This window comes from Psychrobacter sp. KH172YL61, assembly GCF_007182895.1.
In the GTDB taxonomy this organism is placed as follows: Bacteria; Pseudomonadota; Gammaproteobacteria; order Pseudomonadales; family Moraxellaceae; genus Psychrobacter; species Psychrobacter pacificensis.
This window is the reverse complement of sequence record NZ_AP019516.1, coordinates 664,508-680,814: the sequence shown is the minus strand read 5'-3', so window position 1 is coordinate 680,814 and position 16,307 is coordinate 664,508. Positions and strand designations below refer to the sequence as shown.

At 44.3% G+C, this 16,307-nt stretch carries 19 protein-coding genes and 1 pseudogene; 5 read left to right on the top strand and 15 right to left on the bottom strand.

Annotated features, from left to right (window positions below; all coding sequences use genetic code 11):
• Nucleotides 1-21: 21 nt before the first annotated feature.
• Both PKHYL_RS03500 and PKHYL_RS03495 read right to left on the bottom strand, forming a co-directional pair.
• Nucleotides 22-222 (bottom strand): hypothetical protein, encoded by a 201-nt coding sequence (locus tag PKHYL_RS03500; RefSeq protein WP_240365991.1) that lies wholly within the window; start codon nt 220-222, stop codon nt 22-24.
• A complete protein-coding gene (locus PKHYL_RS03495) occupies nt 223-540 on the bottom strand; it encodes a nitroreductase family protein (RefSeq protein WP_237182800.1) in 318 nt (105 codons plus the stop codon). It abuts the gene before it with no gap.
• 493 nt (nt 541-1,033) lie between these two features.
• Here PKHYL_RS03495 and PKHYL_RS03490 point away from each other — a divergent pair.
• A pseudogene (locus PKHYL_RS03490) lies at nt 1,034-1,689 on the top strand (DsbA family oxidoreductase).
• 116 nt (nt 1,690-1,805) lie between these two features.
• Here PKHYL_RS03490 and PKHYL_RS03485 read toward each other — a convergent pair.
• Nucleotides 1,806-2,915 (bottom strand): S-(hydroxymethyl)glutathione dehydrogenase/class III alcohol dehydrogenase, encoded by a 1,110-nt coding sequence (locus tag PKHYL_RS03485; protein WP_197496776.1) that lies wholly within the window; start codon nt 2,913-2,915, stop codon nt 1,806-1,808.
• Between the two features lie 310 nt (nt 2,916-3,225).
• On the opposite strand from PKHYL_RS03485, the gene PKHYL_RS03480 reads away from it, so the two are divergent.
• The 3 genes from PKHYL_RS03480 (at nt 3,226) to PKHYL_RS03470 (ending at nt 4,398) form a co-directional block, all read left to right on the top strand.
• On the top strand, nt 3,226-3,603 hold the full coding sequence (locus PKHYL_RS03480; RefSeq protein WP_240365990.1) for a LysR family transcriptional regulator: 378 nt from the start codon (nt 3,226-3,228) through the stop codon (nt 3,601-3,603).
• A gap of 93 nt (nt 3,604-3,696) precedes the next feature.
• A complete protein-coding gene (locus PKHYL_RS03475) occupies nt 3,697-4,089 on the top strand; it encodes a LysR substrate-binding domain-containing protein (RefSeq protein WP_240366487.1) in 393 nt (130 codons plus the stop codon).
• Nucleotides 4,090-4,200: 111 nt separating this feature from the next.
• Complete coding sequence (locus PKHYL_RS03470; protein ID WP_227517188.1) at nt 4,201-4,398, top strand: DUF302 domain-containing protein; 198 nt, start codon at nt 4,201-4,203, stop codon at nt 4,396-4,398.
• 91 nt (nt 4,399-4,489) lie between these two features.
• Here PKHYL_RS03470 and PKHYL_RS03465 read toward each other — a convergent pair whose 3' ends face one another.
• From PKHYL_RS03465 to epmB, 12 genes are all read right to left on the bottom strand, one after another.
• A complete protein-coding gene (locus PKHYL_RS03465; RefSeq protein WP_071002186.1) occupies nt 4,490-4,777 on the bottom strand; it encodes a DUF4031 domain-containing protein in 288 nt (95 codons plus the stop codon).
• A gap of 35 nt (nt 4,778-4,812) precedes the next feature.
• The gene (locus tag PKHYL_RS03460; protein WP_240365989.1) at nt 4,813-5,763 is read right to left on the bottom strand and encodes a transglutaminase-like domain-containing protein; all 951 of its coding nucleotides are present in this window, start codon (nt 5,761-5,763) and stop codon (nt 4,813-4,815) included.
• Nucleotides 5,726-7,120 (bottom strand): DUF3488 domain-containing protein, encoded by a 1,395-nt coding sequence (locus tag PKHYL_RS03455; protein WP_240365988.1) that lies wholly within the window; start codon nt 7,118-7,120, stop codon nt 5,726-5,728. The genes PKHYL_RS03460 and PKHYL_RS03455 overlap by 38 nt, the downstream gene beginning before the upstream one ends.
• On the bottom strand, nt 7,117-7,467 hold the full coding sequence (locus PKHYL_RS03450) for a hypothetical protein (RefSeq protein WP_240365987.1): 351 nt from the start codon (nt 7,465-7,467) through the stop codon (nt 7,117-7,119). Before PKHYL_RS03450 ends, PKHYL_RS03455 begins: the two co-directional genes overlap by 4 nt.
• A gap of 254 nt (nt 7,468-7,721) precedes the next feature.
• A complete protein-coding gene (locus PKHYL_RS03445; RefSeq protein ID WP_240365986.1) occupies nt 7,722-8,078 on the bottom strand; it encodes a hypothetical protein in 357 nt (118 codons plus the stop codon).
• 184 nt (nt 8,079-8,262) lie between these two features.
• Nucleotides 8,263-9,285, bottom strand: coding sequence for an AAA family ATPase (locus tag PKHYL_RS03440; protein WP_240365985.1), 1,023 nt, complete (start codon nt 9,283-9,285; stop codon nt 8,263-8,265).
• 131 nt (nt 9,286-9,416) lie between these two features.
• Nucleotides 9,417-9,800, bottom strand: coding sequence for a c-type cytochrome (locus PKHYL_RS03435; protein ID WP_240365984.1), 384 nt, complete (start codon nt 9,798-9,800; stop codon nt 9,417-9,419).
• Nucleotides 9,801-9,858: 58 nt separating this feature from the next.
• A complete protein-coding gene (locus PKHYL_RS03430; protein ID WP_240365983.1) occupies nt 9,859-10,440 on the bottom strand; it encodes an EAL domain-containing protein in 582 nt (193 codons plus the stop codon).
• 7 nt (nt 10,441-10,447) lie between these two features.
• Nucleotides 10,448-10,699 carry an EAL domain-containing protein gene (locus PKHYL_RS03425; RefSeq protein WP_240365982.1) on the bottom strand — a complete coding sequence of 84 codons (252 nt, stop codon included), beginning with the start codon at nt 10,697-10,699 and terminating at the stop codon, nt 10,448-10,450.
• Between the two features lie 14 nt (nt 10,700-10,713).
• Nucleotides 10,714-11,946 carry a GGDEF domain-containing protein gene (locus PKHYL_RS03420; RefSeq protein WP_240365981.1) on the bottom strand — a complete coding sequence of 411 codons (1,233 nt, stop codon included), beginning with the start codon at nt 11,944-11,946 and terminating at the stop codon, nt 10,714-10,716.
• A gap of 476 nt (nt 11,947-12,422) precedes the next feature.
• Nucleotides 12,423-14,162, bottom strand: coding sequence for a hypothetical protein (locus PKHYL_RS03415; RefSeq protein WP_240365980.1), 1,740 nt, complete (start codon nt 14,160-14,162; stop codon nt 12,423-12,425).
• A gap of 292 nt (nt 14,163-14,454) precedes the next feature.
• Entirely contained in the window at nt 14,455-15,462 is a 1,008-nt protein-coding gene (gene epmB, locus PKHYL_RS03410; RefSeq protein WP_071002193.1) for an EF-P beta-lysylation protein EpmB, read from the bottom strand.
• Nucleotides 15,463-15,624: 162 nt separating this feature from the next.
• On the opposite strand from epmB, the gene efp reads away from it, so the two are divergent.
• Nucleotides 15,625-16,197, top strand: a complete 573-nt coding sequence (gene efp / locus PKHYL_RS03405) for an elongation factor P (protein ID WP_058025610.1) — start codon at nt 15,625-15,627, stop codon at nt 16,195-16,197.
• Nucleotides 16,198-16,307: the final 110 nt, after the last annotated feature.

Here is a 16,307-nt window from a genome sequence, read left to right as displayed (position 1 = left end):
TGTTTTTCGTCAAATCGAGACTTAGGCATCAGCATTAAAATCATCTTCACTACGATAGCCAAGCGATATCACGGCAACAGCGGTATAGCCCTTACTACGTAACTCAAACTCTTCATCAAGTGCTTTTAAATCTGCGCCTTCCATCGGCACAGTATCAATACTCAAAGTAGCAGCGCCTAGGAGCAACAAAGCGCCCATATTGAGATACAACTGCTCTATCAACTAATGCGCCTCGTCTTTTTGCTCGTAACGACGAATGTCCAAGAATATTTTGCGCGTTTGATGCATTTGCTCTTTGAGTTTTGGTTCTGCAAAGCGACCATCGGCATCTTCTTTGTCGAGCAAGCCTTCTAAAAACTCGTCATCGGCATAGACACGACTACAGAATACAATGACATGCGAGGCATCTTTTACTTTGGCATCATTGAATTCATACATGCCCTCAGTGCCTTTTGCAATTCGAGCTTTACCCGCTTCATCATCAGCAATCACAAAATGCCAAGGTTGAATATTGGTGCTCGACGGACTGAGACGTAAGATATTTTTTAGACTCTGAAAGTCTTCTGCTGATATTTTTTGTTGGTGTCAAAGTCTTTGGTGCTGTAACGCCATTTCATTGCTTCAGTAATATTTTTCATATATGACACCATAGTGAGTGTTAAGTTCTTATTGTTTATTGAATTATTATTAGCGTTATTTATAAATAATCATCGCTAATTTCAATGGAGCAACTTTAAATAAAACCTGTTTTGTGACCACGGCAGATTGGTTAAGTAGTCATGGGTTTTGTTATCAGTGCGTCAGTTGTTAGACCGTTTTTGCAAAAATTTCGGCTATCCTACTGATAATAGTTACAATTGAGCTACCTAAGTGATAACGCAGACTGTGCAGACTACATTGTAATCGCTCCCTCATTCTCTTAATATTGACTGAGTGATATTATCCAAAGCTGATTCAACCAAGTCGCTTTGGCTGATATGTCTAGCTATAAAATACCGTCATAAAAAATAAACAATAATGCCTGCGAGGATATATGAGCACATCAGAAAAACCACTCCGAATAGACATCGTCTCAGACGTTGTATGCCCTTGGTGCGTCATCGGCTATCGCCAACTGGCAGCAGCACTTGAGCAAACCAATACCGCACACACCATTCATTGGCATCCGTTTGAGTTAAACCCCAATATGCCAAGCGAGGGACAAAACTTGCGTGAGCACATTATCGAAAAGTATGGCTCGACTAAAGAAGAGTCAGATGCTAGCCGAGTCAGAATGACTGAAGCTGGACAGGAAGTTGGCTTTGAATTTAATTTCAATGATGACACTCGCATGCACAATACATTTAATCTGCATCAGCTGCTGCATTTTTGCAGACCAGCAAGGATATATGCATGAGTTAAAACAAGCGTTATTTGCGGCACATTTTACCGATAACAGAAACATCTCCGATATCAATGTGCTTGCTGACATTGCAGCTGAGACTGGACTGGATCGTAGTGAGGCACTGGCAGTGCTAGAGGGTCAGTTCTTTGCAAAAGAAGTGCGAGCAGAAGAACAGCATTGGCAGCAGCAAGGGCATTCAAAGTGTGCCGGCGATTATCTTCAACGAGCGTCATTTGGTCAGCGGTGCGCAAGGGGTTGAAAATTACGTCAGCATATTAGAACAATTGGCGAATATGACTAACTAAACCGTCTGTTATTGTAAAATAAAATAAAAAAAGCTGCTTTAAAATTGAAGCAGCTTTTTTATTGTAGCGTCATCAGGTTAAAACTGTGATTTTGATATTACTGTCAGTAACGACGCTTAGAAATTGACAACCGTACGAATGCTCTCGCCTTTGTGCATTAAGTCAAACGCTTCGTTCACGTCTTCTATTGGCATCGTGTGGGTGATAAAGTCTTGTAAAGGAATCTCACCTGCCAGATAGCGCTCGACATAACCTGGTAGCTCCGTACGGCCTTTTACACCACCAAATGCTGAACCTTTCCAGACGCGACCCGTCACTAACTGGAATGGACGAGTTGAGATTTCTTGTCCAGCACCAGCGACACCGATGATGACTGACTCGCCCCAACCTTTGTGGCAGCACTCTAGCGCTGAACGCATGACGTCAACGTTACCGATACATTCAAACGAATAATCCACACCGCCATCGGTTAGCTCAACAATAACTTCTTGAATCGGTTTGTCGTAGTCTTTTGGATTGATGCAATCGGTTGCACCTAGTTTTTTAGCCAACTCAAACTTGCTCTCGTTAATATCAATCACAATGATACGTTGGGCTTTTGCCATCGCAGCGCCAATCACTGCTGACAGGCCGATACCGCCTAGACCAAAGATGGCAACGGTAGCGCCCTCTTCGACTTTAGCCGTATTCATGACCGCACCCATGCCTGTGGTAACACCGCAACCAAGCAAACAAACTTCTTCTAGTGGGGCCTCTTTATTGACTTTAGCCAAAGAAATCTCTGGTAAAACCGTGTACTCAGAAAACGTTGAGCAACCCATATAGTGATAGATAGGCTCGCCGTCTTTGTAAAAACGTGTCGTGCCATCTGGCATCAAGCCTTTACCTTGCGTCTCGCGTACTGCTGAGCAAAGATTGGTTTTGCCTGAGCGGCACATTTTACAAACGCCGCACTCTGCCGTGTATAACGGAATGACATGATCACCGACCTGAACGCTGGTTACGCCTTCGCCGACTTGCTCAACGATACCGCCACCTTCATGACCCAAAATCGCTGGGAATACGCCTTCTGGGTCTTCACCAGATAAGGTAAACGCATCTGTGTGACAGACACCACTGGCCACGATTTTTACCAGTACTTCGCCTTTACGTGGTAGCATGACGTCTACTTCTTCGATAGACAATGGCTGCTTTGGGCCCCAAGCGACGGCGGCTTTTGATTTGATAAATTTATCTGACATAGGAATCTCTCTTTTGATTGTTATTGATGGACTGTAACGTAGCGTAAACTTAAAACGTCATTCACGCCCAATCATTATTTTTGTTCAATAAGGCTATCTGCTCGTTTTAATCGTCACGATTTCTGTGACTAAAACAGATAAAGACAGACTGAGCTTATCTTGCCTGCCCTATATAGGCAAGCATCGATGACAGTAAAACACCGTCTATTTACATTGATACTAACCATTATATTTATTTCTGAGAAGATAACAATATGCTATATTTGCAAATATCTTTTACATATTGGTAATAATCATGCGCTGGGAAGGGATTAGTGAGTTTGTCTGTGTGGCAGAGTACGGGAGCTTTACGCGCGCTGCAAAAGCGCTTGGTATCTCGACTGCGCAAGTCAGCCGTCAGATTAGTGCGTTAGAGCAGCGACTGAAGATCAAGCTGCTATATCGTACAACGCGTAAAGTCTCACTCACCGAAGAGGGCCGCGTGTTTTATCAGCATTGCCGCAGTGTGCTCGATGGTTTGAACGCGGCTGAGCAAGCGGTGAGCAATTTGCAATCAAAACCTCAAGGCAGAATCAAACTGACTGCGCCTGTGACTTATGGCGAGCAACAATTGCTGCCCTTAATCAATGATTTTATGGTGCAATATCGGGACATTGAGGTAACCGCTTTTTGAGTAACCAAAAATTGATTTAATCGAGGGTGGCTACGATTTGGCCATTCGTATTGGTAAGTTGCGCGACTCTACGATGATGGCAAAAAGCTTAGCCTGCGCACCAATTTTGTCTGTGCGACACCAGCTTATCTCAATCAATACGGGGTACCGCGCACGCTTGACGATCTCAGCCAGCACAACTGCTTACTAGGTACACGCGACTATTGGCATTTTGTCGAAAAAGGCATAGAAAAAAACCTGCGCGTCTCTGGTTCCATACAGTACAACAGCGGCTATAGTCTGGTTGATGCGGCGCTAAAAGGGCTGGGTATCGTACAACTGCCCGATTACTACGTACAAAAACATCTGGCATCGGGTGCGTTGGTGAGCGTACTCGACAACTATAGAGAACCCAAAGAAAGCATTTGGGCCATCTACCCACACAACCGTCAACTATCGCCAAAAATCAGACTACTGGTCGACTATTTGGCAGAGCGCTTGGTGTAACGATCGATTGGAATATATTGCCATCCCCCTGCCTGATGACGCACAATGGATATTCGCCATGACTCACTAATGAATCGCTCAAGGATATCGCCATAATTAAGATCGTCTCTGATGAATTGCGAGCAAACCGTCGCCATTGATTTACCACAAAAAATCCTCATTAGCGAAGATGCCAATAAAAAGGTATGGCTCTCATACAACAATCCTGAATATCTAAAAACACGCCATAATATCAAAGGTTGCGATACCGTTATTGATAATGTCTCAAAAGCGCTCAACGCAATCAGCACGGCGGCAGTTGCCAAATAATACCAAACGAGAAAAGTATCATCTAAGCAAAAAAAAGGTGGGTGAGCAAAATCTCTACCCACCTTTTTCTTTGTGTAACTTATAAGCTGCATCAGTCACTATCAGATAACGACATTTCAGACTGCAACTCTACTTTTAACTTCTTGGCACATTCAATAATTTTTTTCCTGTCGGCAGGCAGCGCCCCATTCTCAAGGGCTGTTTCGCGCATTTGCACGGTAATATCATAATGCGGGTAGCTTGCGGTGCGGTGGAATAAACGTGGATCTACCTCAATCAATGCTGCAAAATCATGCAGCTCTTGCAAACTATCCGCAAGCATATGACACCATTTATAGCCTTTGAATTTTATCTGCACAAAATCTACATATACCGCCATGAGACACTCTCTTACTTATCTTCTCAAAACAACCTTTACTGATATTTGCTACATATCCATGCGTCAGCATCTTTAATCTCACTCAAATTATCAACGCCATCCATTAAAACGTTACAATAATTCGCGCACATTCTTTTCAGCTGCTTAAGTAGTTTTTGATATTCACTATGGTTAGTATCCAAGTTACTCAGGCGCCCATAACGTAACTGACGGTAGTTTTGCTTAATTTCAATCAGTTTTGTCTGAATCGCTATCGGGTTTTCACTGTCTGTTAAATGACTTGCATGACGGCGAGTATCGTCATTTAGGCGACTATCGATAGCAGATGCTAAGCGTTCTAGCCAAGCTAACTGTCCTTCATGATCCTCTCGAGCCAATAATTTATCGCGCTTGCCGACATGTTTCGAGAGCTGGGCAAGCGGCAAATCTGCTGGGTGCCAGCGTTTGCGCCGGCGGCGCCAAATGATGAATACTAAGGTAGTCATAACGATAATAGCACTGGCCGCCAACCAAATCACTTGCTGCATAATGGAGCTGATGTTGAACCATTTTAGGAGCGAATCTGCTTGTTTGTCTTGGTCATAACCGACCACATCTTTTTGCCAGTAATAGCTGGCTTGGTCAGACAAGCGACGTAGTGTTTGTAGCATTTGATACTGCTGATAGCTGATTTGCGCGCTGGCACCACTGCCAAACATGGCTGCGCCTTGCTGCTGGGTCATCGCATTCATACCCTGCTCAACCCGCTCAGGCGCCACAAACGACGTGGGATCGACGCGTACCCAGCCTTGGCCTTCGAGCCAAACTTCAGTCCATGCATGCGCATCTTTTTGACGCACTTCCCAAACATCACCACCTTGACTCAGCTCACCACCTTGATAGCCTGCTACTACCCGCGCTGGAATACCAGCTGCGCGCATCATAAAAGTAAAGCTTGAAGAGTAATGCTCACAAAATCCTGCTTTGGTCTGGAAACAAAAACTCATCGATACGATCAGTATTGAGTCGTGGCGGTGACAACGTATAGCGAAACTCTGTTTGATTGATCCAGCGCTCGATAGCAGCCATGTAGCGCACGGGATCTGAGCCTGATTGTACAAATAACTGCTGAGCAAGCGCGCGTGCTTGCGGATTACCCTCTGCTGGTAGTGCCAGATTTAGGCGTCTTGATGCCTCTGTCAGCACAGTATCAATACGCATCGGCGCAAACTGCAATACATCATAACGCAGCTGCTGCGTAACAGGCTGATCTTTTGATAATGTAAAGTTGGAAGTAATGTTGATATCTGGCTGCTGAGAAAAAGAATAATCGAGCCCGAATAACCAGTTCTGCTGAGTAGGTTCTAGGATAATTTGATAGCGAGTAGGTGCGGCTTGCACTTGCTCAGGAACGGTAGCAAAGGCATTTTGAATCCATGTAGGGGCTTGCGATCTAGTCGGCCATTGGCTTACCTGATTGCTTGGTCGCCAGGTAACTCCGTCAAAATCACTAAACACGAGTCCGCGCCAATATAGTTGCTGTTGCGGTGGACGCTCATCGCCAAACTCTACGCGAAAAGCCAGCTGAGTTGACTGGCCTAAATTGGCAAAATCACCGGGTGACATACTATCGGACACACCTGTGGTCGCTTGCTGAGCTGATAGTTGTACAGACCACAGTGGCGGCAGTCTTGGGAAAAATAGAAACAGCACCACCAACAATGGCAGTGCCCCAATCCCTAACACCCCTAAAGTACGCAGGCGTCCATCACCGTCATCATTACTATCGTCGTTTAGGGCAATAAACGCCAGCAGGACAATAACAGCGCCCAGTACCACCTCTAAAGTTGTCAGCAACCCTTGATCCATTAAAAACAATGCAGCAAGTACAAATAACGATAGATTCAATACCACATAAGCATCGCGCCGCTTGTACAGCTCCCAAAGCTTACTAGCGAGACATAGCACCAAAAATGCCACGCCCATGTCCAGCCCAAATGCTGTGTTATACGTTAGCCACAGACCTACTAGGCCTAATAAAAAACCCAGCATCTGCATGCTTTGATAGACACGTTTTAAATGCGAGAGTTTTTTTAGCCGACTCTTGAGACGCGGTAGTTGGGCAATAATACTAATCGCCGCAAACCCGATTAACCATATTGGCAAGTGAGCAGCATGTGGCAACACGACTGCTATTTGAGCAATTAGCACCCAGTAGTAAGCTGGTAGAGCCAGTAGTCGCCGATACCATTTATTATCAGCTGCTATGCCACTTTTCGCTTGTATATTTTGACCGAGTGCTAACTGCTCAAATCTTGCCGTTTTTGTGGCATCGGTTGCAGAAAACTGTTTGGGTTCATTCATGGTGCTTTCGCCAGCCTTAGCAAGCACGCTTGCGCAAAAGTCTCGCCATCACCCACCGCTGCGCTAGTAGGCGTATCATTGGGTAAACGCATTTGAAAGGGCACGTCTAATTGACCCAATGTCAACGCCCCATGAGCCAATTGCGCAAGCTTCTGTTCATGATGAGCACCTGGCATATCTGCATAATCAAGCGTTTGCTCATGACCGACAGGGTCTGCAAAGTGCTTGGTAAACATGCCTTGACCCCGTGCCACATGGCCCCAAGAGACACGGGCCAGCGACTCCCCCTTCGACATAATTATCCAGTCGCTCAAAGTCGTCTTGCCCTTGTCGATATTGTCCGCCAATTGGCAGATCCTCCGAGCTTGCAACTGAATACTGCACCTGCCAGTCAAATGCTTCAGGTTTGGGATACACCCAAGTCTTACGCGCAAAATAGACATAAGACCAAGCACGCATAATACCCAAAGGATAAACGGTTTTAATTATTAGTCGTGGCAGCTCAAGAGGACCGCGATTGTAGGTTTGAACAGGTAAGCGAATAGTTTGCTCACTTTGTAGACTCGTCACGAGTATGGAGCTTTGCCGATTCGTGCCACTTTTATCCCTTCTTGTCAGCTACTTGCTCAAACTCAAATAATAACTGCCGCCGTGGCTGACGGCTCTCACTTTTGAGTTGCAGTGTCACCCAAGCAGGAGTACCGGCCTCTGTCATAGTCACTTCTAGCAGACGCATTTGCAGACCCGATATGTGCGCAAAAGTCACATGAAAACTAATCAACCAAACGCTGACCAGATAAAAGCACAAGCCAAGTACCAAGTTATTGCCATAATTGATACCCGCGATAAAGGTAATCACTAATAGCACAGCAAATAGCATACCCTCACGACTAAAAAAAAATATAGACGTTGCGTAGATTGAGCGTCGCGCTATCATTTTTGGGTGCGCGCGAGGCAAACCAACGGCTCATTGCTGACCTGATTGACGCGGTTAAGGCTTTTGGTAAAAAGCTCATGACTACCCTATTCTTACCATGTAATTGACTCTAGTCGCTAGTCCTCAGACTAACGGACTCGATGATATAGCCATGTATTATTAAACCTGCTCGTACTTCAATATAGATAACTAAAAATATAGACAGCTAAACGATGACAGGCACGTCTGCTAAAATGCGTTGGGCGATGGTCTGCGGTGCTTGCCCACCTACCACTTGTGCAGGGGCAAAACGCTGCCCGAGACGATGATCAGCCACGGCAGCGAAGACCGCTTGGATATCTTCAGGCGTCACCTCCATATGCCCCGACACATAAGCATAAGCCTGTGCAGCACGCTGTAGCGATAGCACGCCACGTGGTGATAACCCATGATACTCTTGGCTTGCTCGAGTCTTTGCAACGAGTCTTTGTAGATAATCCAATACCACGTCCGCCACATAAACTTGTTTTACGCCTTGTTGTGCCAATAGCACAGCCTCAGTATCAAGCACCGTATCTAGATCCTTTAATAGCTCACGGCGATCTTGACCTTTTAGTAGTTCACGCTCTGCCATAGGTGATGGATAGCCCAATGACAGACACAGCAAGAACCTATCTAACTGTGATTCAGGTAACGGATAGACGCCAGCTTGTTGCAGTGGGTTTTGGGTTGCAATAACAAAGAACGGCTGCGGCAAAGAATAAGTTTGTCCATCTTGCGTCACTTGTCGCTCTTCCATTGCTTCAAGGAGTGCGCTTTGCGTCTTGGGGCTGGAGCGGTTGATTTCGTCAGCAAGTAGCAGTTGAGTAAAAATAGGACCGGGACGAAATTCAAAACGCAGTTTACTTTGGTCATAGATACTCATGCCTAAGATATCGGCAGGGAGCATGTCATTGGTGAACTGCACTCGGCTAAAACTCAGGCCTAACAGCTTAGCCAAACCTTGAGCCAGAGTTGTCTTACCCATACCAGGTAAATCTTGTAGCAATAAATGCCCACCTGCTAGTATGCCACTGAGTGCCAATTTAACTGCTTGCGGTTTGTCCAATACAATTTGGTTCAATTGCGCCATCAATTGTGCAATTTTCTGCTGATTGCGTTGCAAATCGGTGCCACTGGGAGCGGATTGACCAAGCGTTTTGGATATTTTTTTGATATGTAGGTGATGGTGCTCTATCGTTAGGGGCATGGGTCATAGTAAATTATCGGCTCATTTTTTGGGTCATAACGATCAACCAGTAAGGTCAGTTCGCATCCTCTACGACGATCGGCGCATCAGCGCGGAGGGTTGATAAATACGCAATAACATCCGCGCGCTCTTTAGCATCTGGCATAGGGTCTGATAGCATCTTTGAATCTGGCATGGCTTTTTGTGCATCCGCGATATAGGGATCGAGTGTTTTGGCGTCCCATACCCATCCTGACTTTGTGAGCCCCTTCGCTATAAGTGTAATCTTTTAGCTCAGCAGCTGGTGCGCCGTATATATTCATTAATTGCGGGCCCTTTTTATTGAGACCAGCGTTGAGCTGGTGGCATTGACTGCAAGCATCTTGATAAATTAACGAGCCATTATCTGCATCTCCATTGACATATAGTGGTAGTGTCACAGGGTCGCGATGATCAGGCGGGGTATGCTCACAAGCAGTGAGCAATAAAACAGCGGCAAAAAGACTGCTTATTTGATATTTACTAATAATAGACATTTTGGCAATCTTTGGTTGGTGAGCATTAGCGATAAAGATTTTGTAGCATCGCAATATGTTAACTGGCGATCTTTAGCGTTTTGCTAGGCTTTTCTAAATAGTATCCTTGCAGATAGCGCGCCCCCACACTCCATGCGACTGACATAGTCGCTGCATCTTCAATATACGGCATTAGCACATCAACATTTACCTCATTGATGCGCATGATAAGTGATTTAACCGTGTCTAAGTTATCTGCTGAATTGATATCTTGTACATAGTTACGCGCCAAACGCACGATATCCGGCTGCACTAAATTGGCAATTTCGATAGATTTGGCAGAAGAACCAAAATTAGTAATGCCCATTTGACAGTTGACTTCGTTAAGGGCCGAAAACTGAGATTTTGCCACAGTTAAATGATCCGAGATGTCTTTTTCGTTAAATTGCAACGTTAAGACACCAGCAGCGCCGCCTACTGCCTTGATCAGTTGGCTTGCCACATTGGGCAGTTTCTTGTCAATTAATGAGGCACTGGTTAGCTGCACCAATAGTCTGGCTTCAGGATGCTCTTTACGGACATCATTGATTTTTTTGCACGCATTAATGAGTACCCAGCGATCTATCTTTTCAAGTAGCTTGTGTTTTCTGGCCACAGCCATAAACTGATCAGGGAGTCAATACCGTGTTATCGGCATCGGCCAATGGCAGACGTAGATACACTTCAAAAAAGTCACTACGATCTTGATTGATATCATATATTGGTTGAAATGACAGCTCAAATCGACTGTTTGTAATAGCATCAATCAGAGACTCAGCAAGCGCATGATCATCACTATTGGCATGCTCACTCGGATCATATAGATGATAAGTACCACCATGGTTAGAGGTTTCGACCATGATCTGGCTAATAGCATCCATAGCACGCTCTATTATTATAGCGGGCTCTGCGGTATTTTTTCGATTTTGACGATTGCGATACTTACCGTGGTACTCGTCGTACGCTTATCTACCTCAATGAGCATCTCACTGATACGCGAACCTATGTTCTCAGCCAGCTCTTCGAGCTCTGAGGTAGTTTTGTTTTTGACAAGTATCATAAATGCGGTATCACTAAAGCGGCTGACATGTCCATCCGATACCAGTTCATCTAGTGCATAGGCAACCTGTTTGACAGTCGTATCTACTCCTTGCAGACCGAGGCTACTTCTTATTTTTCCAATGTTATCGAGCTGTACATAGAGCAATGCTGCTGTCAGCACGCCTTGAGTTGCTTGCTGGTGCACTATCGCCATTTGCTCCTCAAAGCCGTGGCGATTATTCACACCTGTCAGGTTATCTTTACGCTCTGCTTCAGCCAAGCGTTTGGCAACCTCTGCGCTGTTGCTAGCATTTTGTTGTATGATAATCTGAGTAACGGGTTCGCCATCTAAAGTCGCAGATGCCAACTGTAATTTTGCCTCAAAAGTACTGCCATCCGTGCGCACGCTTTCAAAGTTAAACTCGACTTCGTCACGGCTACCTTTATCGAACTGACGTAGAAATTGCTTGAAGTCCTTGACACTATCGCCACCTGAAATCAAATCAATCACAGGTACCCCTATGACATCATTCATTGACCGAAAGCCAAACAGTTGAAGATAGGGATCATTGGCAAAGATATGGATACCTTCATCGATATAGGCAACTGCACTTTTCGAGTTTTTAATCAGCACATTGGCACGTTGCTCTGCTTCTGATAGGACATGGCGTAGTTTCTTGAGCTCACGGCGACTACGCAAGCTGTCATGCTGTAAGCAGATAGCCATAACGATAGCCATCTCTTGATCAGCCTTGAGTGCTTTGACCATGGTTCCGCTCATCACCGCAGGCAACCCCTCATCATTACACGCGGTCGATATTGCCTCACCCTTCATCAAATAAATCATCGGCAAATCAATGCTCTGCTCTTGAATGATGCCAACCACATCCGTAAAGCTCATATCATAAGCACTAACAAATACCAGCACATCCCACGACTGGCGCAGTACTTTTAGTAGCTCTTCTTTATCATCCAAAAATCCTAAATTCACGCTGTCATAATAATCACTCAGTAGATGTACAAGACGCTCAGCATAGAGCTGATCATCGTTAATCACTAATAGATTTAAGGTGGACTGAATGCGCATAGGTGGCCTTTTAATCTTATGGTTGTATCTTTATCTCTTATTTTTGACACCTTATACTGTTTCCAAAAATTAATCTGGCTTAGAAAACATTATAGAGAATATGCTCAGTGATTATTGTGATAGTAGCTGAGTTTTAGTTGGCGTAATATATTCTAGCGCCCGAGGCATCTTATAAATTAGAGTAACAATATCGCTCATTATAGACAATAATTTGATTGACTGCAGGTTAACTTATGACCTTGTTTGTTTAATATCATTATCAAAAAAAACATCAGCCTTTTTTCTTATACGGTGCAACCCCTCTTTCTTTCAATATAGTAGAACCTCAATAAAATTGATACAGCATAGAAAACGCGCTCGATTAAATGCTACTTTTCTTGCTTGCTGTGACTGCGTCTCCAGAGGCTGCGAAAAATAGCGTTTAATCTTGCTATACCATTTTTATAATGGTTTCACTATAAATACATAAATAGACATTATTTTGCTATTTCGTATTGACTAAACCCTTCAGTTATCATCAATCTACGACCCAAACGTAGATGGGTTTGTTTGCTGCTGATACGCATGATGACTCTATCATCAGGCTGAAAGTAAGACGAAGGTACAATCAGCGAACTCATGGTTTGCAGCTGCTCATCCTTACCCAGAATCAGCGCTGGCACAAAACAATGCTTCTGTGGGTCCCTCCCTTCCAAGCGCAACCCGCATGCCACAATCTGATGACCAAGCAATTGCCATTCAACCTCTTTGTCTTTGGTATCAAAATGTCGCCAGCGCACCACCCCTATTGACCGATCAGGCTGCTCTGTCACATCAGGTTGACAGAGTAAGAACAAACTCATGATATGTAATGATGGCGGTGTGGTTGCAACAAGCTCGCCATCTATCATATCCATATCAAGAGCCTCCTCTTCAACATGCTCTTCATTCAACACATCTACTGTTGGCACCAATCGCAGTGTACGAAATAGTGACAAACTGTCATGGCTGTCAAACACCTCTATGTCTAATACGCTATTACTGTTTTGCTCTGCATTAAACGTGTCATAACGAGGGCGCTCATCTATGGATAACTCATCTATTGCTATCAAGCTAGCAAAGCTGCTTGAGTCACTAACATGGTGATGGATACTGTTAAAACCAGCGATTAAACTCGCACGATGTTTGAGACTATATTTAGTAGGCAGCGTGAGCTGTGGTTGTAGATAACGATAACTGACTGTCATTGATATTGTATTCAACAGACCGTGTCCTATCCCCACATTACTGCTCTCAGTGGATAGCTGCCTACGTGAATTAAAATACTGCACCATAGGAGTCAGCTCTAAAAACAAACAGTCATAGCGATCTTCATAGGGATTTATCTCAGAGTTGGGCGTTAGATACGTTGGTGGTTTATCACTCTGTAAATCTACGAACACGCGTGTTTCCGTCTTTGGTTCTATTGTCGCAACAATATAATGAGACCATTCAGGCAATAAACGTTGTACCAATAGAACATTAGGACGACGCATGGCACATACATTCAATAAACTATGCAAACATATTTGGCAATAAAGCTGATGAATACTATTTGTGTAGGGTGTCACTGTTTCTCGATTCAACTCGAGATGAGACACACGCTGTTGATAAGCGAGGTGGTACAACTGATTAATTCTGAACCAGAGATAATCTGATGGCTTGCGATAGCAAAGTGCCTCTTCACACAATAGCTTGTGGTACCTCAGCAGCGACTGATAAATGGCAACCGTAAGCGTATTGGCGCGCTTTTTATTGGTATTAAAATAGCGCGGAAAACCTTTCTTTAAAATATTTTTTGGCGGACTGTTTGATATTAATTCTTGACGACGTACAACCTTGTCATAAGCCAAAATAATTAAATAATGCAAGGATTTTACTTGAGCCACATAACCCAACTGCACCTCACTCAGCGCGCCTGTTTCATAAATATACTGCTGTCGTAACGTGGCAATCAACCGATCTGAAGCATCGCTCACAGCCGTCATCAGTTTAAGGCATTGAAGCTCATCTATATTGGCCTCGCATAATACGGAGAGAACTTTTTCTAAGTGCTCAGCTTGCTGCTCTTGGGTTTGTGAAGATAGCGTTGTCAATAGTTTGAGCAAATGATGCTCTTGGCCGCTCACTGATTGGTTTGGCGTTGTTAGTGGCTCTTTGGAAGAAAGGGCTTCTTGAAACTTAGATAAAGTTATCATCAGTATTCCTACTCACTGTTGGTCACTCTGAGTAAGTTGACAAGAGGCAAGTATGCAACCACACAAAGTAGAGCAATATCAGGTAAAAAGCATGCAAACTGTGTATTGTTTTAAAGAGACTATGGGTATGAACGATAGACGTTTTATTGTTAGACAATATATTTTAGGCGTTCTATCAATATAATGTCTGATACCGTGACCCCCTTCTTATAAAAAAATCAGTCACTGACCAATTTTTATCAACAATCGTCTCTTTTTAACAGGTTTTTTCTGCACCCCTATATTGCCTGCATTAAATATGTTTGTAAATATCAATCGGCACCTTAAATGGCCTATTCGGCAGTTCTCTGACCAACTTGGGTACCAAATATCCCGGTAATGCTGCCAATAACGACCAGTAAAGCTCAATTGACGACCGCTCGTCATTATCAAAGTGTGCGGCACCAGCCACCTTATCTAAAACATATAGATAATACGGTAGTACGCCACAAGCAAACAAACGCTGGCTTAATTCTGTCTGAGCATCGATATTATCGTTAACATCTTTTAATAGTACTGCTTGATTTAGCATCGTCACGCCAGCTGCGCGAGCACGTTGAAGGTACTCTGCTGTCAGATCATCAATCTCGTTGGCATGATTACAATGAATGACCATCACGATACGGCAACGACTTTGAGACAGTCTGTCTAATAGTGCGTCATCCAATCGGGCTGGAATAACCAGCGGTAGACGAGTATGCAGTCGAATTGTCGTCAGCTGCGGAATAGATTCCAAAGTATCTAACCATGCAAACAGACGTCTATTGGTCACATTTAAAGGATCACCCCCGCTCAAAATCACTTCATTGATTTCAGGATGCGCGCTGATATAGTTGATGATATTTTCTTTTGCATCAGCAGTTGGCATATTGGCGCTATAGTCGAAATGCTGACGGAAACAGTAGCGACAATGAATCGCGCACGCCCCAGTAATCGTCAGTAATACTCTTGATTGGTACTTGTGCAGCATTCCTTTGACAGGGTTTTGGCTGTTTTCGCTTAAAGGATCTGCTACATAGCCTGTGACGTTGATTTGCTCTTGTTGGTCTGGCAGTATTTGTCTTAATAGCGGATCATCACGGTCGCCCACAGTCATTTTTGCCACAAAGCCGCGCGGCACACGCAGCTCAAAATGCTTCGGCACATAGACCTCTGCACGTAGTGAGTCGAGTTTTAGGAGACTGAGCAACTCGTCAACAGAGGTAATGGCTTCCGATAATTGCGTTTGCCAGTTTTTTTGTGTGATTAAATGGTTTATCATGACAGCCTACTACCTGTGCCCAAAATCGGATATTATACGCCCTTAGTGTCTACCCTATCAAAGTATATCGCTAATACGTAAGCACTTGGCTTGGCAGCAACTTTTGGTACAGTCAGCCTCATATCTATCTACTACCATATCTACAACCCCTAGGAGTCTCTTGTGGCAAGTTTTTCTACTAATGAATTTAAAGCTGGTCTAAAAGTCATGCTGGATGGCAACCCTTGTGCCATTCTTGAAAACGAATTTGTCAAACCCGGTAAAGGTCAAGCCTTTAACCGCGTTAAGCTGCGTAATCTTCGTAGTGGTAAAGTACTGGAGCAAACATTCAAATCAGGCGACAGCTTAGAAGCGGCTGATGTGATGGATACGGAAATGAACTATCTATACAATGATGGTGAGTTTTGGCACTTTATGCACCCTGAAAGCTTTGAGCAAATTCAAGCTGACAAAAACGCGATGGGCGACGCGATACAGTGGTTAAAAGAGAACAGCAATGCTCTATGCACCATTACTTTGTTCAATGGCACACCTTTATCAGTAACGCCGCCTAACTTTGTTGAATTACAAATCACAGAAACCGATCCTGGTGTACGCGGTGACACCTCAGGTGGCGGCGGCAAGCCGGCTAAGCTAGAAACTGGTGCCGTGGTACGTGTACCGCTATTTGTACAGCAAGGTGAAATCGTCCGTGTTGATACGCGTACGGGTGACTACCAAACTCGTGTAAACTAATAGCGCAATAAGCATGATTGATCGCTGAGATTGTTGTGTTGATCACTAATAAAAAAGCTTAACCGCTATATAAACGGTTAAGCTTTTTTGTGTTTACAGCGGCTGTATTC